Genomic DNA, 22,781 nt, shown 5'->3' on the forward strand with positions numbered 1-22,781 from the left:
TTCATGGGGGGTGGCTTGCGCGTCAGTTCTTTCGTTGCCCGACGCTTCGCCCCGCGCCCTCCGGCACCGGAAGCCCCGCATGCGCCTCCGCAACCGGCGCGATCTTCGCCAGCACCTCGGCGGGGGCCTCGACGCTTCTGCCGGCCTTCGAGTCGACATGGACCATCATCTGCTCTGCGGTCGCGATGACGTCGCCGGTCGCCGCGTCGTGGATGCGGGTGAAGAAGTGCAGCCGCTTGGCATCGGAAGAGAGGAGTTGGAGCGTGGTATAGAGCGCCTGGCCGAGCTTGGCCTCGCCGAGGTGGCGAATGTGGGTCTCTACCGTATAGTAGCTGTGGCCGGCCTCGACATAGGCGAAGTCGACGCCGATCAGCCGCAGCAGCGCATCGGAGGTGTCGCCGAAGAGCTGGAGATAGCGGTGCTCCGTCATATGGCCGTTATAGTCGACCCAGGCGGCGTTGACCCGGGTATCGACGAGGCGGAGCGGTTCGGTGGCGGAGACCTCGACCTTCGCCTTGCCGGCCTTGGCCCACAGATGCGCCTCGAAATCCGCGAGCAGCTTGCCGGAACCCCAGCCGCGGCCTTCGTCGCCGGCCTTCAGCGCGTGCATGATGCCGACGAGGTTCTGGTCGCGGATGCGCTCCAGCTCGCGGATGCCGCGCGCGCCGGACTGGGCGTCCGACTGGCCGGCGATCTTTTCGACGAGTTCGTCGTTGAGGTCGACGACGTCGGTCAGCTTCGTCCAGGGCCAGGAGAGGCAGGGGCCGAACTGGGCGAGGAAGTGGCGCATGCCCGCCTCGCCGCCGGCGATGCGGTAGGTCTCGAACATGCCCATCTGCGCCCAGCGCATGCCGAACGAATAGCGGATCACGTCGTCGAGCGTCTCGGTGTCGCAGATGTCGTCCTTGATCAGCCACAGGCCCTCGCGCCAGACGGCTTCCAGGAGGCGGTCGCCGACGAAGGCCTCGATCTCCTTGTTGATGATCACGCCCTTCATGCCGATCGGCGCGAGCTTGGCCCTGGCGTCCTCCAGCACGGCGCGCGAGGTCTTCTGGCCGCCGACCAGTTCGGCGAGCGGCAGCAGGTAGACGGGATTGTAGGGATGCGCGACGAACAGCCGTTCGGGATGCTTCATGTCGCGCTGGAGATCCGTCGGCATCAGGCCGGACGTGGAGGAGCCGATGAGGGCATCGGGCCGTGCGGCGGCGTCGATCTTCGTCAGCACGCCGCGCTTCAGCTCCAGCCGCTCGGGCACGCTTTCCTGAATCCAGTCAGCGTCTTCCACGGCTTCTTCCAGGCTCCTGCAGAAGGTGATCTTCCCCTTCGGCGGCAGCGGCGCCATGGTGAGCATGCCATAGGCGCGCTCGGCATTCGCCATGACCTCGCCGATGATGCGCTCGGCCTCTGGATGCGGATCGAAGATGTTCACGTCGATGCCGGCCAGCGCGAAGCGCGCGACCCACGCCCCGCCGATGACGCCGCCGCCGACACAGGCTGCCTTGTGGATGGTGGTCATAGGGATGCTGCCTTCATGAATTCGAGTTGTGTCCGGCAGGACAGAGGGGGAACCCGCGTTCCGCCCTCGTGCCCGGTCCGTCAGCCGCGCGGCGCGCGCTTCGTCAGTTTCAGCTTCTCGCGCACCTCCGCCGGGCCGATGACCCGTGCGCCCATGCTCTCGATGATGTTGACCGCCTTGTCGACGAGCTGCGCATTGGTGGCGAGCTGGCCCTTGCCGACATAGAGGTTGTCTTCCAGGCCGACGCGGACATTGCCGCCGGCAAGCACGGCGGCGGCCGGATAGGCCATGGCGTTGCGGCCGATGGAGAAGGCCGAGAAGGTCCAGGACCGCGGCACGTTGTTGACCATCGCCATGAAGGTGTTGAGGTCGTCCGGCGCGCCCCACGGAATGCCCATGCAGAGCTGGATGAGCACCGGATCCTCGATGACGCCCTCCTCGACGAGCTGCTTGGCGAACCAGAGATGGCCGGTGTCGAACGCCTCTATCTCCGGGCGCACGCCGAGATCGGTCATCATCCTGCCCATGGCGCGCAGCATGGACGGCGTGTTGGTCATCACATAGTCGCCGAGCGAGAAGTTCATCGTGCCGCAATCGAGCGTGCAGATTTCCGGCAGGCATTCGGCGACGTGGGAGACGCGCTCCGTCGCGCCGGCCATGTCGGTGCCGTTGGGGTTCAGCGGCAGCGGCTGCTCGGTGCCGCCGAAGATCATGTCGCCGCCCATGCCGGCGGTGAGGTTGAGGACGACGTCGACCTCGGCGTCGCGGATGCGCTCGGTCACTTCGCGGTAGAGGTCGTTGCGCCGGCTCGGCGCGCCGGTTTCCGGATCGCGCACATGGCAGTGCACGACGGCGGCGCCGGCCCTGGCGGCCTCGATCGCCGACAAGGCGATCTCTTTCGGCGAGCGCGGCACATGGGGGGACTTGCCGGCGGTGTCGCCGGAGCCGGTGACGGCGCAGGTGATGAAGACGTCGCGGTTCATCGCAAGGGGCATTGTCGTTCTCCCGGTATTCTCGTTGGACCCATTACGAGCCAAGAGACGGCGCAATGCTTTCATTTTTCGGATCCAGCCTTGACAATTTGAGAGACGGGCGGACAAGCTCGCGCTATGCTCGATCCCTCTTCCGACACGCTCGACATCGACATCCTCGTCCTGCCCGAGACGAACCTCATCCTCGTCGCCTCGCTCATCGAGCCCCTGCGCGCGGCCAACCGCATTTCCGGCCAGGATCTCTACCGCTGGCGGATCTTCTCGCCGGACGGCGCGCCGGTGGAGACGCGCAGCCGCATCCCCGTTCCCGTCGACGGCGTGTTCCGGCCGGAGAAGGAGACGCAGCCGCTCTTCGTGCTGTCCTCCTATCAATGGCAGATGAGTGCGACGCCCCTGTTGCGGCGCCAGCTTTCGCAGACGGCGCGCTATCGCAGCATGGTGGCGGGCATCGAATCGGGCAACTGGCTGCTTGCCGAGGCGAGCCTGCTCGACGGCCATTCCGCCACGGCCCACTGGGAGGACATGGAGGACTTCGCCTCCGCCTATCCGCATATCGGCGTGGTGCGCGCGCGCTACGTCATCGACGGCAAGCGCATCACGACGGGCGGCTCGCTGCCGACGCTCGAACTGATGCTGGAGATCATCCGCCGCCGGCAGGGCTATTCGCTGGCGCTCGAAGTGTCCCGGCAATTCATCTACGAGCACGAGCGCACGGGGGGGCTGCTGCAGGTTCCCGCGCTCGGCACCATGCGCGTCGCCGACCAGCGGGTCAGCCAGGCGGTACGGCTGATGGAGGAGACGGTGGACGCGCCGCTGACGCTGGCGCGGCTCGCCCGGCGCGTCGGCATCAGCGCGCGCCACCTCCAGGAGCTTTTCCAGGAGACGATGGGCGTCGCGCCGCACCGGCACTACCTGGCGCTCCGGCTCAACGCCGCCCGGCGCAAGGTCATCGAGACGAAGACCGAATTCGCCGACATCGCGGCGCTCACCGGCTTCAATTCCTCCTCCGCCTTCTCGCGCAGCTACCGCGCGCACTATCGCGAGAGCCCGACGGAGACCCGGCGGCGGCTGCGGGCGAAGGGCTAGGCTTTCAGAAGCGCCAGCATCGTCTCGGCGGCCTTGCGGGAGAGCGCGTCGCGCGGCCAGACGAGGCTCAGCGATTGCTGGTAGGCGGTATCGAGCGGCAGCAGCGTCGGCGGCAGGTTGATGTTGGCGACGGAGTGCTCCGGCAGCACGGACAGATGGCCGTGGCGGAGCACGAGGTTGATGATGACCGGGATCGAATCGACTTCGACCAGCGTCAGGCGCGAGCGTTCCGCCGGGGTCAGCGTCGCTTCGAGGAAGCGGTCCGTCATCTGGCGCAGGCCGCTGCGCGGGCTCGGCACGGCGATGGGATAGCGCCGCAGCAGGGCCGCAAAGTCCTGTCGCTCCGCCTCGTCAAGCGAGCGCGGGCCGGCGAGCGCCAGTTGCGAGCGGCCGATTAGTTGTCCCTCGAATTCGGCGGGGTAGTGGTCGGTGTCGAGCAGGATCAGGTCGAAGCGGCGGTTCTTCAGGCCGGAGATGAGATCATCCGCCGTGGTGGAGGAGAGGAAGAGCGGCTGGCGCGGCCGCGCCGCGCGCCAGGCGACCGTGAGGCGGGCGAGCATGGCGGCGATCACGCTCTCGTGGCCGAAGGGGATGATCGCGCCGAGCCGCCAGGTGGCGGCGCTGCGGCGAAAGCGCTCGGCCGAGGCCGTGGCGAGCTGTTCCCAGGCCGCGCCGATGCGCTCGGCGAGCGCCAGCGCCTCGAGGCCGGCGGGCGTGCAGCTTATGCCCGCCGCCGACCGCTCGACCAGCGTGCGGCCGACCGCGACTTCCAGATGGCCGAGCTGGCGGGTGAGTTGCGGCTGGCCGAGGCCGAGGCTCCGCGCAGCGCCGCTGATGCTGCCGGCGCGCGCCGCGGCGGTGAAGCGGGCGAGGGCGGCGAGCGAGACGGCCGGCGTCCTTCCTCCGCTCTCGCCGAGGGCGGAGAGCGCAGCGGCGGCGGCGGCGATCTCGGCGAAGTGCGGCAGGCGGGCCTCGGCGTCGAGCGTCGGCACGAGGGCCTGGCCGTCGCGCCGCACCAGCGGCACGGACAGCATGGCCTCCACCCGGCGCAGCGCCGCGCTGGCGCTGGAAGCGGGGCGTCCTTCGGCCGCCGCGGCCCTGCGGATGCCGCGTTCTTCCAGAATACTGTGCACGAGGCGGAGCGTGGGCAGATCCATCGGGCGGGTCCTTCGGGTTTCGTGTCTGTTCGATCCATAGCATGGACTGTACGGATTTTGGGATATGGGTTCGGGCCGCGTTCCGCATAACATCGCTATCCGGTCACGCCGTTCGAAACAGGCTTCTTGAAAATGCTCGCTTCCGCCGACACGCTCTACCTGACTGGCCAGCCGCTCGACTTCGCGACGCTGGAGATGATCGGCACGGCCGCGCGCCGGCCGGTGGCCTGCGAGATCGGCATGGCGCGCGTCGGCGCGTCGCGCCGCGTCGTCACCGATCGCCTCGCCACGGGCCTGCCGATCTACGGCGCGAATACCGGCGTCGGCTCGATGAAGGACAAGCTCTGGACGGCCGACGACCTCGTCGAGTTCAACAACAATCTGGTGAAGGCCCACCATTTCGGCACCGGCGAACCCTTTTCGCTGCCCATCGTGCGCAAGGCGATGGGCATCCGCGTCAACACGGCGCTCGGCGGCTATTCCGGCTGCAGCCCGGAACTGATCGACGCCCTGCTCGGGCTGCTCGAACGGGATGTCGTGCCCGTCGTGCGCCGGCATGGCTCGATGGGTTGCGCCGATATCGGCCTGATGGGCCAGATCGCGGCGGTGCTGACCGGCGAGGGCGAGGCGTGGTACGGCGGCGAGCGCCTGCCCGCGCCCGAGGCGCTGGCGCGCGCCGGCCTTACGCCCTACCGCATGCAGCCGCGCGATGCGCTGGCCGCCCTCAGCGTCAACGCCATCTCGCATGCCGCGGCGGCCAATGTGGTGCGCGAGGCGGCGATGGCGATCCGCAATCTCATGGTGACGGGCGTGCTCTCCTCGCTGGCGCTCGGCGCCTCGGCCGATCCGTGGCGGGTGGCGGCGAGACTCTCGGCCCATGGCGAGGCGCTTGCGGGCACCTGGTTCGAGGCGCAGGCCGCCTCCGGCCACTGGCCGAAACCGTCGGCGATCCACGATCCGCTCAGCCTGCGCATGACCGCCCAGGTCTTCGGCGCCTGCCTCGACACGCTGATGAACGCCGCCGAGCGCATCGTCGAGGCGACGGCGCAGTCCGACGACAATCCGGTCGTGCTCGACAATCATGTCATGGCCTCCGGTGGCTCGCTGCCGCTGTCGACGACGCTCTATGTCGAGGCGGCGCAGACGGGCTTCGCCCACCTTGCCCGCAACGTGCTGAACCGCTGCGTGCTGCTCGCCAACGGCGTGCGCCGCAACCTGCCGGTCAATCTCGTTGCGCCCGGCGAGACGGCGACGGGCTTCGGGCCGATCCTGAAGCTCGCGGTGGAGCTCTACATGCGCATCCAGTCGCTGGCGGTGCCGATCTCGGCGCAGTCCATCGTGGTGGCCGGCGGGCTGGAGGAGGAGGCGACCTTCCTGCCGCTCATCGTCGAGCGCATGGAGAGCCAGGTGCGGGACCTGCGCCAGCTTGCCGCCCTCGAAGCCATGCTCTCCGCCCAGGCGATCGACCTTGCCGGCGACAATGCCGAGGGTGTCGTCGCCATCGCTTACCAGCGCACGCGGGCGATCAGCCCGTTCTACCGCAAGGACCGGCCGCTTTCCGCCGAGATCGAGGCGCTCGACCGCGACCTTGCCAGCCCCGAGGCGCTTGCCGCCTTCGTCGAGGCCGCGCCCATGGCGGAGTTCGACGCCTTCTTCGCCCTCAAACCCTGACGGAGACAGACCATGGCCGATTTCGATCTCGTCCTGAAAGGCACCGTGGTCCTTACGGACCGCATCGTCGAGGGCGGCCATGTCGCCGTCGCCGGCGGCAAGGTCGTGCATGTCGGGCAGGGCGCGATGCCGGCGGCGAAGGAGCGGCACGACCTATCCGGCGCGCTGATCCTGCCCGGGGCCATCGACGCGCAGGTCCATTCCCTGTCGCAGAAGGACCAGGAGGATTTCCTCTGGTCGACGCGCTCGGCGGCGGCCGGCGGCGTCACGACCATCGTCGACATGCCCTATGACGAGGGCAACCTCGTCTGCTCCGCCGAAGCCGTGCGGCGCAAGGTGGACCATGCCGGACGGCAGGCGCGCGTCGATTTCGCGCTCTACGGCACGATCGACCCTGAGGAGGGGCCGGCGCGCATTGCCGAAATGGTCGAGGCGGGCGTCGCGGCCTTCAAGTTCTCCACCTTCGGCACGGACCCGAAACGCTTTCCGCGCATTCCGGCGGCGCTTCTGGAGGAGTGTTTCCGCGCCATCGCCCCGACGGGGCTGACGGCCGGCGTGCACAACGAGGACGACGAGGCGGTGCGCGCCGCGATCGCCCGGGTGAAAGCGGCGGGCATCACCGATTACCGCGCCCACGGCTTGTCGCGCCCGCCGCTGACGGAGCTCATCGCCTCCAACCAGATCTACGAGACGGGCGCGGCAACCGGCTGCCCGGCCCATGTGGTGCATTGCTCGCTCGGCCGGGGCTACGAGATCGCGGCGGCCTACCGGGCGCAAGGTTTTCGCGCGACCATCGAATGCTGCATCCACTACCTGGTGCTCGATGAGGAGAACGACGTCGCGCGGCTCGGCGGCAAGGCGAAGATCAACCCGCCGATCCGCCCGCGCGCCGAGGTCGAAAAGCTCTGGCGGCACGTCGCGGCGGGTAATGTGACGCTCGTCTCCACCGACCATGTGAGCTGGTCGGAGGATCGCAAGACGAACCCGGACATGCTGGCCAACGCCTCGGGCGTGCCGGGGCTGGAGGTCATGGTGCCGCTCTTCGTCAAGGGCGCGCTGGAGCGCGGCATCCCCTTGACCCGCGCCGCCGAGCTGATGGCGCTGAACCCCGCCCGGCATTTCCGGCTGGACCATGCGAAGGGCGCGCTCGAAGCCGGCAAGGACGCCGATATCGCCGTGCTGACGCCGGAGCCCCATCTCTATGACGCGGCGGCAAGCGGCCACAACGTCGTCGGCTGGTCGCCCTATAACGGCATCCGCCTGCCGTGGCGCGTTTCAGCCACATATCTGCGCGGCAAGCTCGCCTTCGACGGCACGCGGGTGCTCGCCGAACCCGGCGCCGGCGCCTTCGTGCGTCCGCTGCCGACGCTCGTTTCCGGAGGGAGCCGCTGATGACCGCGCCGCGAACCAATCTGCCGGTCGATCCGTCCCGCATAAGGGATGTGATCGACGGGCTTGCCCGGCTCACCGAGCCCGGCCGGCCCTATACACGGCGTGCCTTTACCGCTCTGTTCCCGGCGGGGCGGGATTTTCTTGATGAGACGTTTCGGGCGGCCGGGCTCGAAACGCGCATCGACGCCGCGGGCAACCTGATCGCCCGGCGGGCGGGCCGCAAACCCGGCCGCGGCACGATCATGCTCGGCTCGCATTCCGACACGGTCCCGGACGGCGGGCGCTATGACGGCATTGCCGGCGTGGCGGTGGCGCTGGAAGTCGCCCGGGCCCTTGCCGATCAGGGGATCGAACTCGACCACGACCTGGAGGTCGTCGATTTCCTTGCCGAGGAAGTGTCGATCTTCGGCGTCTCCTGCATCGGCAGCCGCGGCATGGCCGGCGTCTTGCCGGCGGACTGGCTGGTGCGGGAGGCCGACGGCCTGACGCTGGAACAGGGCATTCGCGATGCGGGCGGCGACCCGGCGCGCCTTTCGGCGGAGGCGCGCAAGGACATCGCGGCCTTCCTCGAACTGCATATCGAGCAGGGGCCGGTGCTGGAAACGGAGAAACTCGATATCGGCGTGGTGACGGCGATCTCCGGCATCACGCGCATCGAGATCGTCGTTGAGGGCCGGGCGGACCATGCCGGCACGACGCCGATGGGCGCGCGCGCGGATGCGCTGGCGGCCGCCGCGCGGCTGGTGACGGGCGTCGAGGCGCTGGCAAGATCGCTGTCCGAGGGGCCGGGGCATTTCACGGCGACGGTCGGCGAATTCTCGATCGAGCCGAACGCCGCCAATGTCGTGCCGTCGCGCGCGCGCCTGCTGATAGACGCGCGGGCGGAGCATCGCACCGCGATGGACGTCTTCGCCGCCTCCGTCGAGCAGATGGCCGAGCAGGTCGCGCGCGAGACGGGGGTGACGATCGCCCCGCCGCGCCGCATCTCCGACAACATGCCGACGCCCGGCGATCCCTTGCTGCTCGACGTGCTGGACGCGGCTTGCGCGGCGGCCGGCGCGCGCCACCGCCGCATGGCCTCCGGCGCCGGGCACGACACCGCCTTCATGGCGAAGGTGACGCGCTCCGCAATGATCTTCGTGCCGTGCCTTGGCGGGCGCAGCCATGCGCCGGAGGAGTTTGCCGAGACGGACGATATCGCGCTCGGTGCGGCCGTGCTGCTTAACGCGGTGATTCACCTGGATGAGACATTGAGCGAGGAGGACGTCTGATGGGCCGGATTCTAAAGGAAAAAGACGTCGAGGCGGCGGTTAGGGGTGGCTCCGTCTATGCCGCCGGCGGCGGCGGCTGGGCGGACCATGGCCGCATGCTCGGCCACGCCGCGGTGTCGATCGGCAAGCCGGAGCTGGTCTCCATCGACGAACTGTCCGACGACGACTGGGTGGCGACGGCCGCGGCCATCGGCGCGCCGGCCTCGACCACGCCCTGGGAAATGCGCGGCGTCGACTATGTGAAGGCAGTGGAGCTTCTGCAGGAGGCGCTGGGCGAGAAGGTCGCGGCGCTGATGGTCGGGCAGAACGGCAAATCCTCGACGCTGAACGGCTGGCTGCCCTCCGCCATCCTCGGCACCAAGGTGCTCGACGCCGTCGGCGACATGCGCGCGCACCCGACCGGCGACATGGGGTCCATCGGCATGGCCGGCTCGCCCGAGCAGATGATCCAGACCGCCGTCGGCGGAAACCGGGAGGAGAACCGCTATATCGAGCTCGTCGTGCGCGGCGCGACGGCGAAGGTGTCGCCCATCCTGCGCACCGCCTCCGACATGTCCGGCGGCTTCATCGCCTCCTGCCGCAACCCGCTGCGCGCCTCCTATGTGCGGAAAAATGCGGCGCTCGGCGGTATCTCGCTGGCGCTGAAACTCGGCGAGGCGATCATCGCGGCGGAAGGCAAGGGCGGTTCGGCGATCATCGACGCCATCGTTCGCACGACGGGCGGTTCGATCCTCTGCGAGGGCGTGATCACCGACAAATCGGTGGTCTATACCAAGGAGGCCTTCGATATCGGCACGGTGACGCTCGGCAAGGGCGACAGCGCCGCGGTGCTGCATGTGATGAACGAATACATGGCGGTGGAATCGGCCGGGGGCGAACGGCTCGCGACGTTCCCGGACGTCATCACCACGCTTTCGCCGGAGGGCGAACCGCTCAGCGTCGGCCAGCTTGAGGTCGGCATGACGGTCTTCGTGCTGCATGTGCCGAAGACGGTCATCCCGCTCGCCTCCAGCGTGCTCGACCCGACGGTCTATCCCTCGGTGGAGAAGGCGATGGGGATCGAGCTGGCGCGGTATGCGCTTGGTGGATGATGCAGGCTGCCCCTCACCCTGACCCTCTCCCCGCAAGCGGGGAGAGGGGACTTTCCCCACGAACGGGTACTGATTGGGGAAATCGGCGCGGCATATCCCTTCGCCCCGTTTACGGGGAGAAGGTGCCGGCAGGCGGATGAGGGGCAGCGCCCCACGAACGAACAGGAGACACCCATGCCAAAACCCAATCCGCGCCACCCGAATTATCCGATCCCGAGCGGCGACATCCTGCGCGCCAGGGGCTGGCGGCAGGAGGGGCTTTTGCGGCTCCTTGAAAACGTCCTGTCGGTCGGCGAGGATCCGGACAACCTGATCGTCTATGCCGCGCTCGGCAAGGCGGCGCGCAACTGGGCCTCGCACAGGGCCATCGTCAAGGCGCTCACCGAGATGGACGAGGACCAGACGCTGGTCATCCAGTCCGGCAAGCCGGTCGGCCTGCTGAAGACCCATGCGAAGGCCCCGCTCGTCATCATGGCCAACTGCAACATCGTCGGGCAATGGGCGAAGGCCGAGGTCTTCTACGAGCTCCAGCGCAAGGGGCTGATCTGCTGGGGCGGGCTGACGGCCGGCGCCTGGCAGTATATCGGCAGCCAGGGCGTCATCCAGGGCACCTACGAGATCTTCATGCGCATCGCGGAGAAGCGGTTCGGCGGCAGCCTTGCCGGCCGCTTCATCCTGACCGCGGGCCTCGGCGGCATGGGCGGCGCGCAGCCGCTGGCCGGCCGCATGGCGGGCGCGGCGATCCTGTGCGTCGACATCGACCCGGCGCGCGCCACCGCGCGCAAGGCCGTCGGCTATCTGGAGCACGTCGCGCCGGACCTCGATGCGGCGCTTTCGATGATCGACGCGGCCGTCAAGGAAAAGCGCGCGACCTCGATCGGCCTCGTCGGCAATGCGGCGGAGGTCTATCCCGAGATCCTGAGGCGCGGCATCGTGCCGGATATCGTCACCGACCAGACCTCGGCGCACGACCTCGTCTACGGCTATGTGCCGAAGGGCATGAGCCTCGATCAGGTGAAGGGCCTGCGCGATGACGGGCAGGGGCAGCTGATGGCGGCAAGCCGCGCCTCCATCGTCGAGCATGTCTCGGCCATGCTGGAATTCCAGAAGCAGGGCGCCGAGGTGTTCGACAACGGCAACCTCATCCGCACGCAGGCGCGCGAAGGGGGCGTCGCCGACGCCTTCGACATCCCGATCTTCACCGAGGCCTATCTCAGGCCGCTCTTCGCGCGGGCCATCGGGCCGTTCCGCTGGATGGCGCTGTCCGGCGAGGAGAGCGATATCGCGCGGATCGACGATCTCGTCATGGAGATGTTCCCGGACAACAGGATCGTCACCAACTGGATCCGGCTGGCGCGCGAGAACGTGCCGTTCGAGGGGCTGCCGGCGCGTATCGCCTGGCTCGGCCACGGCGAGCGCACGGCGCTCGCGCTGGCGGTCAACCGGCTGGTGGCGGCGGGCGACCTGAAGGGGCCTGTCGCCTTTTCGCGCGACCATCTCGATGCCGGCGCCATGGCGCATCCCAACATCATGACGGAGCGCATGAGGGACGGTTCGGACGCCATCGCCGACTGGCCGCTGCTCGACGCCATGCTGCTCTCCTCCTCCATGGCCGACCTCGTCGTCATCCATTCGGGCGGCGGCGGCTATGCGGGCTACATGACGAGCTGCGGCGTGACGCTCATTGCCGACGGCACGGCCGGCGGCGCGGAGCGGCTGGAGCATGCCCTGACGAACGACACGTCGCTCGGCGTCATCCGCTATGCCGATGCCGGCTACGAGGAGGCGCTCGACGAGATCGCCGGAAAGGACATCGGCTACGTCGCGGTCGGCTAACGTCCTGAAATGTCTTCGGCGCCGTAAACCTTGCATTTAACATTTCGCGGTAATCTTCCGTTAGTAATTCCGTCCGGTGTCGAAAGGGCGGGGCTTCGGTTTGTCTTGCGTGCGAGTGCCTATGCGTCTTTCGGTCCTTACAACGGCTCTGCTTGCCTGTGTCGCCACGGCGGGCTGTGCCTCGAGCTCCAATCCCGTGTCGGCGCTTGCCATCAAGCCGTCGGCGGAAACCACCGCCTCGGTCTCCAAGGTGAGCGGCCCGGTGCCGGAAGTCGCCGTCGGCGAAAGCAAGGTGGCGGCGGACGGGGCGGACATGCTCGCCTGGGCCGGTCCGGTTCCGGGAGCCGGCGCCTTCGAGAGCGTGACGATGCAGTCCGCCATCCCGGCCGAGCGGCCGGCGGAGGCCGTGACGGCGGAAGAGCCGTCTTCCGAGGGCCGCTCGAAAAAGCGCTCGCGCGTCTACAGCCAGCAGTTCCGCGACGCCCATCCGATCAATTTCGGCAAGCGCGCGCCCAAGCACTACCAGGTGCACGGCGTCGACGTCTCGCGCTGGCAGGGCGAGATCGACTGGATGAAGCTGCGCATGCAGGGCGCCAACTTCGCCTTCATCAAGGCGACGGACGGCGGCGACCATCTCGACCCGATGTTCCAGAAGAACTGGCGCAAGGCCAAGGAGGCCGGCATCAAGCGCGGCGCCTACCACTTCTTCTACTGGTGCCGCGTCGCAAGCTCGCAGGCCGAATGGTTCATCCGCAACGTGCCGAAGGATCCCGACGCGCTGCCGCCGGTCATCGACGCCGAATACAACGGCGATTCGAGCTGCAAGAGGCGCCTCACGCGGGCGCAATATGTCGAGAAGATCCGCGTCTTCTCCGAGATGCTGGAACGCCACTACGGCAAGCGGCCGATCATCTACACCGCGCCGGATTTCTACGAGGACAACCTTTCGGGCGAATTGACGAACCATCCGTTCTGGCTGCGCTCGGTCGCCGCGCATCCGTCCAAGCGCTATCCGAACCGCCGCTGGGTGTTCTGGCAGTATTCCGGCTCGGGCCTGTCGCACGGCGTCACCGGCAAGATCGACCTCAATGTCTTCCACGGCAGCGTGAGCGACTGGCACAACTGGCTCGCCGGCCAGCGCTCAGCCAGCCGCGACTGATTGTCGATGACGGCGGGCGGATGAGCCGGACGATCTATCTCCGCTTCTGCGGATAGATCGTCTCGCCACGCTTCAGCATCTCCACGAAGGTCTCGATCTTCCGCCTGCGGCCGGCCTCGGTCTTCATCGTGTGGACGCGGAAGGCGAGGGCGAACCGGTTCTGCTCGGTGAGCCTGCCGAGCATCGCCCTTGCCGCCGGCTCGGCGTCGATCGCGGCCTGCAGGTCCGGCGGGATCTTCATGTCCTTGCCGCTGCCATAGGCCTTGTCCCAGCGGCCATCCGCCTTGGCGGCCTCCACCTGTTTCAGGCCGTGTTCGGTCATTCGCCCGTCCTCGATCAGCCGGCCCACCGTCTCGACATTCTTCTTGCTCCACACGCTTTTCCTGCCCCGCGGGCTGTAGCGCTGGAAAAAGCTCTTCTCGTCGAGCCCCTTGCGGATGCCGTCGATCCAGCCCCAGCAGAGCACAACCTCGATCGCCTCTTCGGGATTGATGGAGGCGAGGCCGGAGGCGCGCTTGTGGATCCTTATCCAGACCTCGGGCGCCGTGGCGTGGTTTTCCGCCAGCCAGCGATAGAATTCTTCCTGCCCGGGAAATTCGCGGACATGGGCAGGGTTGATTTCCACAGGTGCCATCGTGTTTCCCCCGTTTTCCGGTGAGCCGTGTCCTTCGTGCACTGGCCGCCCGGCCGGGCAGGGACTAATGCCGAAGAAGTGATCCCGATGTTTCTTGCCAGCCCGCCCGCGGTTTGGCTAGCCATCTGACAAACCTTCCTTTTCTTCCCAAGGAGATCGTAAAGAGAATGCCTACGGTGTGCACATTGTCGCGCAGAGCCTTTTTCCTGGGCGCTTCCGCGACGCTTGCGGGATGCGCGACCACGCAGACGCCGGTCAGGAATGCCCCGGTTCCGCAGAAGGTCAGCTATCCGATCGTGCCGGCGAGCGACGAGGAACTGGCGGCCCGCTATGCCGCCGTCGAAGATGGCGGCCACCTCATCCCCGCCATCCCTTATAGGGAGATCGACCCGAAATATTACCGCCAGCGCGTGAAGGACCCGACCGGCGAAACACCGGGCACGGTGGTCATCGATACGCCCGGCCGCTTCCTCTACGTGGTGGAGCAAGGCGGCACGGCGATGCGCTACGGCGTGGGCATCGGCCGCGAGGGCTTCGCCTGGCAAGGCGAGGGCATCATCCACTGGCGCCAGCCCTGGCCGCGCTGGAAGGTGCCGGCCGACATGATCGCGCGCACGCCGAGCCTTGCCAGATATTCCGTCGAGAACGGCGGCATGGAGCCGGGCATCAAGAACCCGCTCGGCGCCCGCGCGCTCTACATCTTCCAGAACGGCAAGGACACGCTCTACCGCCTGCACGGCTCGCCGGACTGGAAATCGATCGGCAAGGCGACGTCGTCCGGCTGCGTCCGGCTGATCAACCAGGATGTGCTCGATCTCTACAAGCGCGTGCCCTATCACGCCCGCATCGTCGTGCATCAGGGACCGATGGGCGCGGCCGTCGGCGTTTAAGTTACGGTCTCGCCGCCGTCTACCACGAGAATCTGGCCGGTCATGTAGCTTGACCGGTCGGAGACGAGGAAGAGGATCGGTTCGGCGATCTCCTCCACATCGGCCCAGCGGCCCATCGGCACCTTTTCCCTGATATAGGCCTCGATCGCCTCGCGCCCGCCCATCTGGTTGATGAAGGGGGCGTTGAAGGGCGTATCCACCCAGCCCGGGCAGAGCGCGTTGACGCGGATGCCGTGGCCGGCATAGTCGCCCGCCATCTGCTTCGTCATGGCGATGACGGCGTGTTTCGTCGTCGTGTAGGCGATCATCTCGCGGTCGTAGAGCACGCCGGAGGAGGAGGCGGTGTTGAGGATGACGCCCTTGCCCTGCGCCCTCATGGCCGGCATGACGAGGCGGGCGGCTATCAGGTGGGCGCGCACATTGAGGTTCCAGGAGAGATCGAGCCCGTCGAGCGGGACGCTTTCGAGGTCGCCGGCGACCTGCGCGCCGGCATGGTTGTGCAGGATGTCGATGCGGCCGTGGCGCGACAGCACCCCGGCGACCGCCATCTTCAGCTCCACGTCGTCGGTGACGTCGACGATGACCGTTTCGGCCTTGCCGCCGTCGGCGCGGATGAAATCCACGGTCTCGGCGGCGCGCGTCTCGTTGAGATCGGCGACGCAGACGGTGGCGCCCTCGCGCGCCATGATGCGCGCGCCGGCCCGGCCGATGCCGGAGCCCGCTCCGGTGACGATGGCGACACGGTTGTTCAGGATCATCGGTCTCACTCTCCGGCAGGCGATTTTCTGGCTTTTTCCCGCATCAGCAGGCGGGCGACGAGGATCAGCATGAGCGAGGCGACCAGCACCATCGTCGCGATGGCGTTCACCTCCGGCGTCACGCCGCGGCGGATCGAGGCGAAGACGTAGATCGGCAGCGTCGTCTTCGAGCCCGCGACGAAGAAGGCCACGATGAAATCGTCGAAGGAGAAGGTGAAGGCGAGGAGGAAACCGGCCAGCACCGAGGGCAGGATCTGCGGCAGCACGATGTCGCGGAAGGTGGTGAGCGGCGTCGCGTAGAGATCGGCCGAAGCCTCGACGATGTCGCGGCCGAGCGTCGCGATGCGCGCCTTCACGATCATGGTGACGAGCGCCATGGTGAAGAGGCCGTGCGCGGCGATGATCGAGCCGTAGCCGAGGCCGAGCTGCGGCGGCTTTTCGCCGGGCCAGAGGGCGGCGATGGCCGGATTGACCGCGCCGAAGACGGCGACGAGGGCGACCAGCGTCGCGATGCCGATGACGACGCCCGGCACGACGATGGCGGCGGCGAGCAGGCCGTCGAAGACCGCGCGGGCGCGGCTGCCCAGCCGTTCGAGGCCGAGGGCGGCCATGGTGCCGAAGACGGCGGCGAGCGTGGCGCTGACGAAAGCGATGATCAGGCTGTTCTGCAGCGCGGCGACGAGGAACGGATTGGCGAGCGCCTTGCCATACCAGGCGACGGAGAAGCCGGTGAATTCGCTCGCATTGCGCCCCGCATTGAAGGAGAACAGCACGACGAGCGCGATCGGCGCGTAGAGGAAGAGATAGACGGAGATAATCAGCGCGCGCATCAGACGAGATCCACCTGTCTCGTGCCGGAAATGCGCCAGGCGATGCGCATGGCGACCGTCAGCACCACGACCACGACGGCGACCAGCGTGACGGCGATGGCCGAGCCGAAGGGCCAGTTGCGCGATTGCAGGAAGAGATCGACCAGCGCATTGCCGATGAAGAAGACTTTGCCGCCGCCGAGGAGCTGCGGGATGAGATATTCGCCGAGAAGCAGGATGGTGACGAGCGCGACGCCCGTCATGACGCCCGGCAGCGACAGCGGCAGCGTGACGGAGAAGAAGGTCGACAGGGGTTTTGCGCCGAGGTCGGCGGAGGCTTCGAGCAGGCGCCGGTCGAGTTTTTCGAGGCTGACATAGATCGGCATGATCATCAGCGGCAGGTAGCCGTAGACGATGCCGAGCAGCACGGCGCCCGGCGTGTTGAGCAGGCGCACGTCCGCAATGCCGATCATGTCCAGGAGGTTCGGGATGCCGCGCGAGCCGAGGATGTACATCCAGGCATAGGTGCGCACGAGCAGGCTCGTCCAGAACGGCACGACCACCAGCGAGACGAGCAGCAGCCGGTGGCGCGGGTTCGCCCGGACGGCGAGGTAGTAGGCCGTCGGATAGGCGACGAGGAGGCAGAGGAAGGCGCCGACGGGCGCCAGCATGAGGGTGTTCCAGTAGGCGGCGGCGCGGGCCGGCAGGTTGGCATATTGCGCGAAGGTGAACGCCGCCTGGTATCCGCCCGCAGGCCCCCGCTCGCCGACGGAGAAGACCACCATGGCGATGAAGGGCAGCACGAGGAAGACGAACAGCCAGGCGGAAGCCGGCGCCAGCAGCGCCACCGTCACCAGCCGTCTCTTCGTCGTCATCGTCAGGGGCATTGCGGTTTTCCTGTTGCGTATAGGTGGATTGCCCCTCATCCGGCTGCCGCCACCTTCTCCCCGCAAGCGGGGCGAAGGGGTATGCGGCGCCGTGTCATTCCGTTCGAGAGGAAACGGGACGCAGCCAAACATTTCCTTCTCCCCGCTTGCGGGGAGACGGTGGCCGGCAGGCCGGATGAGGGGCGAGACGGCTAGGCCGACTTGAACCGCGCCATCAGCTCCGCCCGGGCCGGGTCCGTCAGCGTCACGGCAGCGCCGAATTCGAGCGGGGTCAGCGCAGCCTCGTCGGGATAGACGATCCTGTTGCCGGTGATTTCGGCCGGCAGCAGCGAGAGCACGCGGCTGTCCGTCGTCGGCGCGCCGTTGGCGATGTGCTCCTTCACCGCGTTCTGCGGGTCCATCAGGAAGTTGAGCAGGGCGTAGCCGGCCGGCTTGTTGGCGGCGCTTTTCGGCACCGCGTAGAAATCCGACCAAATCTCGCCGCCGTCCGAGCCGAGCGCGAACTGGATTTCCGGGATGTCGCGGTTGAGCTGGGCGCCGTCGTTCGTCCAGCACATGGTCATCCAGGCGTCGGAGGCGCGCATGGAGGGCTGGTAGTCGCTGTTGATGGCGTAGAGATGCGGCTTGACCTTGATCAGCAGTTCCTCGGCCTTGGCGAGTTCCTCGGGCTTGACCGAATTGAAGGAGAAGCCGAGCGAGACGAGGGCGTTGCCGATGGTGGTGAGCTGGTAGTCGTGCACCATGGCCCGGCCGTCCGCCTCGGTCATGGCGACCTCGAAGAATTCCTTCCAGCTCGTCACCTTCGCCTTCACCTTGTCGGCATTGACGGCGATGCCCGTCGTGCCCCAGTTCTTCGGCAGCGCATAGATCTTGCCGTCGACCGTGCCCTCGTTGGTGAAGCGGGTGTTCTGGGTCTTGGCGTCGAAGTTCGGCACCTTGGCAAGGTCGAGCGGGTCGATCAGGCCGAGGCCGGCATAGGTGGAGATCGTGTAGTTGGTGGGCACGAAGAGGTCCCAGCCGGTGCCGCCGGCCTGGAGTTTCGCCAGCATCTCCTCGTTCGAGCCGAAGACGTTGACCTCGACGGCGACGCCGGTGGCGGCGGTGAAGGCCTCGAAGGTCGCCGGGTCGTGGTAGTTCGGCCAGGTGGCGAGCGACATGGCGGAGCCGAGGTCTTCCTGCGCGTGTGCCTCGGAGGTGAAGAGGCCCGGCTGGCGGGCGAGAACCGCGGCGGCGAGGCCGAGGCCGGTGACGGCCAGGAAGTGGCGCCGCGTGACGGAGCCGCGCTTCAGCCGCATGAATTCGTCCGTCAGTTCCCGAGCGCTGATCGGGGCATTCTCTCTGAACCATTTCGACATGATGCTGTTCCCCTGTTGGGCCTGTTTCCCTCAGGCCGGAAAGATATGCGTCTGGCCGGGATCGAAGCTTATGGCGACCCGTTCGCCCGGCGCGACGAGGTCGTTTTGCGATTGGCTGTGGCGTTCGGCGGTGACGAGCAGGTCGCCGAGCCCGTCGACGGCGACGGAATATTCGGCGGCCGAGCCGAGGAAGATGCGGTGCGTGACCGTGCCTTCCAGCGTGGTCGCGCCGGCCGCGCCGCGCGAAAGGCGGATCGCCTCCGGGCGGAGCGCGACCGTGACGGCGCCCGGCGCAAGATCGGCCCGCGCGGCGGGCAGGGCCGCGCCGTTGCCGAGGCGCACGGCACCGCCGGCCTCCAGCGTGCCGGAGAAGCGGTTCGTCTTGCCGACGAAATCGGCGACGAAGAGATCGGCGGGCCGGTCGTAGACCTCCTGCGGCGTCGCGAGCTGGCGGATGCGGCCGGCGCTCATCACGCAGACGAGGTCGCTCATCGACAGCGCCTCCTCCTGGTCGTGCGTGACGAGCACGAAGGTGATGCCGAGGTCGCGCTGCAGCGTCTGCAACTCGATCTGCATGGCGGTGCGCAGCTTCTTGTCGAGCGCGGCGAGCGGTTCGTCGAGGAGGAGCACCGAGGGCTTGTTGACGAGCGCGCGGGCAAGCGCCACGCGCTGCTGCTGGCCGCCGGACATTTCATGGATGCGGCGCCGGGCGAAACCGGTCAGGCGCACCATTTCCAGCGCCTCGCCGACCCGGCGGGTAATTTCCACCGCCGGCAGCTTCGGGCGCAGCTGCCGCAGCCCGTAGGCGACGTTCCTCTCCACGTCGAAATGCGGGAAGAGGGCATAGTGCTGGAAGACCATGTTGACCGGGCGGCGATAGGCCGGCACGCCGTTGGCGACCTTTCCGGCGATCAGCACCTCGCCCTCGCTCGGCTGCTCGAAGCCGCCGATCATGCGAAGGCAGGTCGTCTTGCCGCAGCCGGACGGGCCGAGCAGCGCGACGAAGGCGCCCTTCGGCACGGAGAGATTGATGTCGGAGACCGCGGTCACCGCGCCATAGCGCTTGGTCACCGAACGGAACTCGATGTCGTTCGTTGGGGCGGATGTCACGTCTGTTCCCTGCGGTTGTTGGTCTCGTGGCGATCTCTGCCGCCTTGGCCACCGTCAAGGGAATGCTAGTCAGCGGCCGGTGGGCGGTATATACCCCGAGAGAGGTATTTTATCCGTAAATCGGCTGTGGAAGGAGTATATCCGGCGACAGCCCATTCCGGCTGCCGCGGGGAGGCGGGGGAAGAGCGGCGTCATGCGGGTCGATTTCACGGCACTTTTTCGCACCCTGGCCGACTGGACCGGTGCGCCGGAAGCCTCCGACCGCCAGACGGGCGAGACCCTGCTTGCGATGATGCGGGCGCTGGTGCGCTTCGACGATATCGTCATCTTCGCCTATCACGAGAAGGCGCGGCCGATCGACCTCTTCAGCACGTTCGACGCGGACGACCATCATGTCTTCGTGACGCTCTACCAGGCCGGACCCTACCTGCTCGATCCGTTCTACCGCACGACGCGCGCCGGCCGCGCCGGCATCTTCCGCATGCGGGAACTGGCGCCGGACCGGTTCTTTTCCAGCGAATATTTCCGCACCTATTATTCGCAGACGCGGCTTGCCGAGGAGATCGGCTTCTTCGTGCCGGTGGACGACGGCGTGACGGTGGTGGTCTCGCTGATGCGGCGCGAAAAGACCGGCGTCTTCCCCGCGTCGGAATTCGCCCTGCTCGGCGATGCCGAACCCTTCGTCGCCGCCTTCGTGCGGCGCGCCTGGAGCGGGCTTGCCGGGCGCTTTGCTGAAAGCGGCCAGGGGCGGGGGCGGCGCAGCGAGCCGCTGAGCGCGGCCGACCGGGTGTGGCGCAAGCTGAACCTCACGGACCGCGAGGCCTCGATCATCGAGCTCGTCCTGCAGGGGCATTCGTCGGAATCGATCGGCCTGAAGCTCGACATCTCCACCGGTACGGTGAAGGTCCACCGCCGCAACGTCTACCGCAAGCTCGGCATCTCCTCGCAGATCCAGCTGCTGTCGATCTATCTGAAGAACCTTCAGGGATAGGCGGGGCGGCAGGTGCGTCGGCGAGGGTGGGGGCACTCCTTTCCTCCTTCCGTCATCCTCGGGCTTGACCCGAGGATCCATGCCACAATGCAACACCCTGCTGTGGCTCGTGGATCCTCGGGTCAAGCCCGAGGATGACGGAGGAGAGGGAGGGAAAAGGAAAAGGGGAAAAGGAAAAGCCCGGCATCGCTGCCGGGCTTTCCGTGAGTCTTTTCAAATGTTTGTCGTCCTGTCCTTAAGGACCGATTCTACGCCTTCAACTCCCGATTCAACCAGCCGTCGCCAGCGCGGCCTGCGCCCGGGCGCCGATGATCTGGCGGGCGGCGTTGGCGGCTTCCTTGCCCTTGAGGACGAAATGGTCGCGGAAGAAGGCGATGTGGGCGTCCGATTCCTGGAAGTTGTGCGGCGTCAGCACGGCGGAGAGCACCGGCACGCCGGTATCGAGGCCGACGCGCACAATGGCGTCCACCACGGTGCCGGCGACGAAATCGTGGCGGTAGATACCGCCGTCGACGACGAGGGCGACGCCGAGGATGGCGGAATAGCGGCCGGTGCGGGCGAGAAGCTGGGCATGCAGCGGGATTTCGAGGGCGCCGGGCACGTCGACGATATCGACCTCCTCGGCGCGGCCGCCCAGCGCCGTCCATTCGGCGATGAACGATTCGACCGCCCGGTCGACGATGCCGGCGTGCCAGCGGGCACGGATGACGGCGATGCGGGCGGCGGGGGTGGCATTCACATTCATGTCGAGGCCTTTCAAGGGTTGAGCCATTTTGCAACGGTCCCCTTGGGCGAACACGCAGGACGCGGCCCGCCGTTGACGGCGGGTTTCTCCTGCTTGCTCTCTTCCATCCGGACTGTGACCGTCGGCTCCGGCATCGCACCGGATCTGCTGACCCTTGCCTTTGGGGCAAGGCGCTCGCGGGCTCCGGGTTTTTAAGGCCCGATACCGCCGGTGGGGAGTTTCGCCCCGCCCTGAGAACGATGGGAGACTAGCCGGCGAAGGCCCCCAGATCAAATCCGCGGGCGACGCGAAAGGCGCAATTCACGACAGATTTTTCCAAAGCGCGGGCGAAGGGTGGAAAACTTCTTCGCGGCCGGCCCGGAACGCTCAGTCGCGGATGACCAGCAGGTCGCCGGCTGTGAAGCGCAGCGTGACCGTCTCGCCGACCGTCGGCGGCACGAGGCCGGGGCTGTTGAACATGTCGAAGGAGATGACGTTGCCGCCGACATTCATGCGGGTGCGGATGACCGAGCCGAGGAAGTTCGTCGAGACGACCTCGCCGGTCAGCGCCGTGTCGCCCCTGGCATCGGCGGCGATGGAGCCGGCCTCCGGGCGCAGCGCCAGCGAGACGGTGTCGCCGGCCTTCGCATCGCCGAGCGGCTCGCGCAGCGTCACGCCCTGGTCGCCGATCGACACGCGGCTGGCGGCGGCGTCGACGACCTTCGCCTCGATGAGGTTCAGCGTGCCGACGAAGCCGGCGACGAAGCGGGTGGCGGGGCGGTTGTAGATATCCGCCGGCTTGCCGATCTGGTCCGCCTTGCCGGCATTCATCACGACGATGCGGTCGGAGATCGACAGGGCCTCTTCCTGGTCATGGGTGACGAAGACCGTGGTGATGCCGAGCTGCTGCTGGATCTGCCGGATTTCCTCGCGCAGCGACACGCGGATCTTGGCGTCGAGCGCGGAGAGCGGTTCGTCGAGCAGAAGGACCTGCGGCTTGGGCGCGAGCGCCCGGGCGAGCGCCACGCGCTGCTGTTGGCCGCCGGACATCTGGTAGGGGTAGCGGTCGGCGAGGTGGTCGAGCTTGATGAGGCCGAGCATTTCCTTCACGCGCGCATCGATCTCGGCCTTCGGCCGGCCGGCGACCTTGAGGCCGAAGGCGACGTTTTCGGCGACGTTCATGTTCGGGAAGAGGGCGTAGGCCTGGAACACCATACCGATATTGCGCTGGTTGGGGCGCAGGTTCACCTGGCTCTTGCCGTCGATGGTGATGGCGCCGCCCGAGGGCGTCTCGAAGCCGGCGATCATGCGCAGCACGGTGGTCTTGCCGCAGCCCGACGGGCCGAGGAACGAGATGAACTCGCCCTTTTCGATCGACATGTTGAAATCCTTGACGACCTGGACGGGGCCGAAGGACTTCTGGAGGCTGGTGAGGGTCAGAAAGCTCATGGA

The 22,781-nt window shown here is 67.5% G+C and carries 20 protein-coding genes and 1 riboswitch; of the genes, 9 read left to right on the forward strand and 11 right to left on the reverse strand.

What is annotated here, in order from left to right; genetic code table 11:
• Positions 1–22: 22 nt before the first annotated feature.
• Together AB3G45_RS12925 and AB3G45_RS12930 are read right to left on the reverse strand one after the other, a co-directional pair.
• A complete protein-coding gene (locus AB3G45_RS12925) occupies positions 23–1,516 on the reverse strand; it encodes a carnitine 3-dehydrogenase (protein ID WP_367830945.1) in 1,494 nt (497 codons plus the stop codon).
• Positions 1,517–1,596: 80 nt separating this feature from the next.
• On the reverse strand, positions 1,597–2,511 hold the full coding sequence (locus AB3G45_RS12930) for a 3-keto-5-aminohexanoate cleavage protein (protein ID WP_367830946.1): 915 nt from the start codon (positions 2,509–2,511) through the stop codon (positions 1,597–1,599).
• Positions 2,512–2,625: 114 nt separating this feature from the next.
• Between AB3G45_RS12930 and AB3G45_RS12935 the strand changes: the two genes are divergently transcribed.
• Entirely contained in the window at positions 2,626–3,594 is a 969-nt protein-coding gene (locus tag AB3G45_RS12935) for a GlxA family transcriptional regulator (RefSeq protein ID WP_367830947.1), read from the forward strand.
• Here the strand turns inward: AB3G45_RS12935 and AB3G45_RS12940 are convergent.
• Positions 3,591–4,751 (reverse strand): LysR family transcriptional regulator, encoded by a 1,161-nt coding sequence (locus AB3G45_RS12940; RefSeq protein WP_367830948.1) that lies wholly within the window; start codon positions 4,749–4,751, stop codon positions 3,591–3,593. The genes AB3G45_RS12935 and AB3G45_RS12940 overlap by 4 nt on opposite strands.
• Positions 4,752–4,883: 132 nt before the next feature.
• Between AB3G45_RS12940 and AB3G45_RS12945 the strand changes: the two genes are divergently transcribed.
• The 6 genes from AB3G45_RS12945 to AB3G45_RS12970 all read left to right on the forward strand — a co-directional run bounded on the left by AB3G45_RS12945 (position 4,884) and on the right by AB3G45_RS12970 (position 13,171).
• Positions 4,884–6,422 carry an aromatic amino acid lyase gene (locus tag AB3G45_RS12945; protein ID WP_367833571.1) on the forward strand — a complete coding sequence of 513 codons (1,539 nt, stop codon included), beginning with the start codon at positions 4,884–4,886 and terminating at the stop codon, positions 6,420–6,422.
• A gap of 12 nt (positions 6,423–6,434) precedes the next feature.
• The gene (locus AB3G45_RS12950) at positions 6,435–7,814 is read left to right on the forward strand and encodes a dihydroorotase family protein (protein WP_367830949.1); all 1,380 of its coding nucleotides are present in this window, start codon (positions 6,435–6,437) and stop codon (positions 7,812–7,814) included.
• The gene (locus AB3G45_RS12955; RefSeq protein ID WP_367830950.1) at positions 7,814–9,085 is read left to right on the forward strand and encodes a Zn-dependent hydrolase; all 1,272 of its coding nucleotides are present in this window, start codon (positions 7,814–7,816) and stop codon (positions 9,083–9,085) included. The genes AB3G45_RS12950 and AB3G45_RS12955 overlap by 1 nt, the downstream gene beginning before the upstream one ends.
• Positions 9,085–10,176 (forward strand): DUF917 domain-containing protein, encoded by a 1,092-nt coding sequence (locus tag AB3G45_RS12960; RefSeq protein WP_367830951.1) that lies wholly within the window; start codon positions 9,085–9,087, stop codon positions 10,174–10,176. Before AB3G45_RS12955 ends, AB3G45_RS12960 begins: the two co-directional genes overlap by 1 nt.
• Positions 10,177–10,350: 174 nt before the next feature.
• A complete protein-coding gene (locus AB3G45_RS12965) occupies positions 10,351–12,012 on the forward strand; it encodes a urocanate hydratase (RefSeq protein ID WP_367830952.1) in 1,662 nt (553 codons plus the stop codon).
• A gap of 121 nt (positions 12,013–12,133) precedes the next feature.
• A complete protein-coding gene (locus AB3G45_RS12970; protein WP_367830953.1) occupies positions 12,134–13,171 on the forward strand; it encodes a GH25 family lysozyme in 1,038 nt (345 codons plus the stop codon).
• A gap of 34 nt (positions 13,172–13,205) precedes the next feature.
• Here AB3G45_RS12970 and AB3G45_RS12975 read toward each other — a convergent pair whose 3' ends face one another.
• Positions 13,206–13,805, reverse strand: coding sequence for a YdeI family protein (locus AB3G45_RS12975; RefSeq protein ID WP_367830954.1), 600 nt, complete (start codon positions 13,803–13,805; stop codon positions 13,206–13,208).
• Between the two features lie 167 nt (positions 13,806–13,972).
• On the opposite strand from AB3G45_RS12975, the gene AB3G45_RS12980 reads away from it, so the two are divergent.
• Positions 13,973–14,695: a L,D-transpeptidase gene (locus AB3G45_RS12980; protein ID WP_367830955.1), complete on the forward strand. Its 723-nt coding sequence runs from the start codon at positions 13,973–13,975 to the stop codon at positions 14,693–14,695.
• Here the strand turns inward: AB3G45_RS12980 and AB3G45_RS12985 are convergent.
• From AB3G45_RS12985 to AB3G45_RS13005, 5 genes are all read right to left on the reverse strand, one after another.
• Positions 14,692–15,453 carry an SDR family NAD(P)-dependent oxidoreductase gene (locus tag AB3G45_RS12985; RefSeq protein ID WP_367830956.1) on the reverse strand — a complete coding sequence of 254 codons (762 nt, stop codon included), beginning with the start codon at positions 15,451–15,453 and terminating at the stop codon, positions 14,692–14,694. The genes AB3G45_RS12980 and AB3G45_RS12985 overlap by 4 nt on opposite strands.
• Positions 15,454–15,458: 5 nt before the next feature.
• The gene (locus AB3G45_RS12990; protein ID WP_367830957.1) at positions 15,459–16,283 is read right to left on the reverse strand and encodes an ABC transporter permease; all 825 of its coding nucleotides are present in this window, start codon (positions 16,281–16,283) and stop codon (positions 15,459–15,461) included.
• Positions 16,283–17,149: an ABC transporter permease gene (locus AB3G45_RS12995; protein ID WP_367830958.1), complete on the reverse strand. Its 867-nt coding sequence runs from the start codon at positions 17,147–17,149 to the stop codon at positions 16,283–16,285. Before AB3G45_RS12995 ends, AB3G45_RS12990 begins: the two co-directional genes overlap by 1 nt.
• A gap of 191 nt (positions 17,150–17,340) precedes the next feature.
• The gene (locus tag AB3G45_RS13000; RefSeq protein ID WP_367830959.1) at positions 17,341–18,504 is read right to left on the reverse strand and encodes a spermidine/putrescine ABC transporter substrate-binding protein; all 1,164 of its coding nucleotides are present in this window, start codon (positions 18,502–18,504) and stop codon (positions 17,341–17,343) included.
• A gap of 30 nt (positions 18,505–18,534) precedes the next feature.
• Positions 18,535–19,614: an ABC transporter ATP-binding protein gene (locus AB3G45_RS13005; protein ID WP_367830960.1), complete on the reverse strand. Its 1,080-nt coding sequence runs from the start codon at positions 19,612–19,614 to the stop codon at positions 18,535–18,537.
• Positions 19,615–19,807: 193 nt separating this feature from the next.
• Between AB3G45_RS13005 and AB3G45_RS13010 the strand changes: the two genes are divergently transcribed.
• Complete coding sequence (locus AB3G45_RS13010) at positions 19,808–20,605, forward strand: LuxR C-terminal-related transcriptional regulator (protein ID WP_367830961.1); 798 nt, start codon at positions 19,808–19,810, stop codon at positions 20,603–20,605.
• Positions 20,606–20,873: 268 nt separating this feature from the next.
• On the opposite strand, the gene AB3G45_RS13015 is transcribed toward AB3G45_RS13010, so the two are convergent.
• Positions 20,874–21,350: a 6,7-dimethyl-8-ribityllumazine synthase gene (locus AB3G45_RS13015; protein WP_367833572.1), complete on the reverse strand. Its 477-nt coding sequence runs from the start codon at positions 21,348–21,350 to the stop codon at positions 20,874–20,876.
• Positions 21,351–21,441: 91 nt separating this feature from the next.
• Positions 21,442–21,592, reverse strand: a riboswitch (FMN riboswitch).
• A gap of 124 nt (positions 21,593–21,716) precedes the next feature.
• Complete coding sequence (locus AB3G45_RS13020; RefSeq protein WP_367830962.1) at positions 21,717–22,778, reverse strand: ABC transporter ATP-binding protein; 1,062 nt, start codon at positions 22,776–22,778, stop codon at positions 21,717–21,719.
• Positions 22,779–22,781 lie beyond the last annotated feature (3 nt).

It is taken from the genome of Shinella sp. S4-D37, assembly GCF_040812195.1.
Classification (GTDB): domain Bacteria; phylum Pseudomonadota; class Alphaproteobacteria; order Rhizobiales; family Rhizobiaceae; genus Shinella.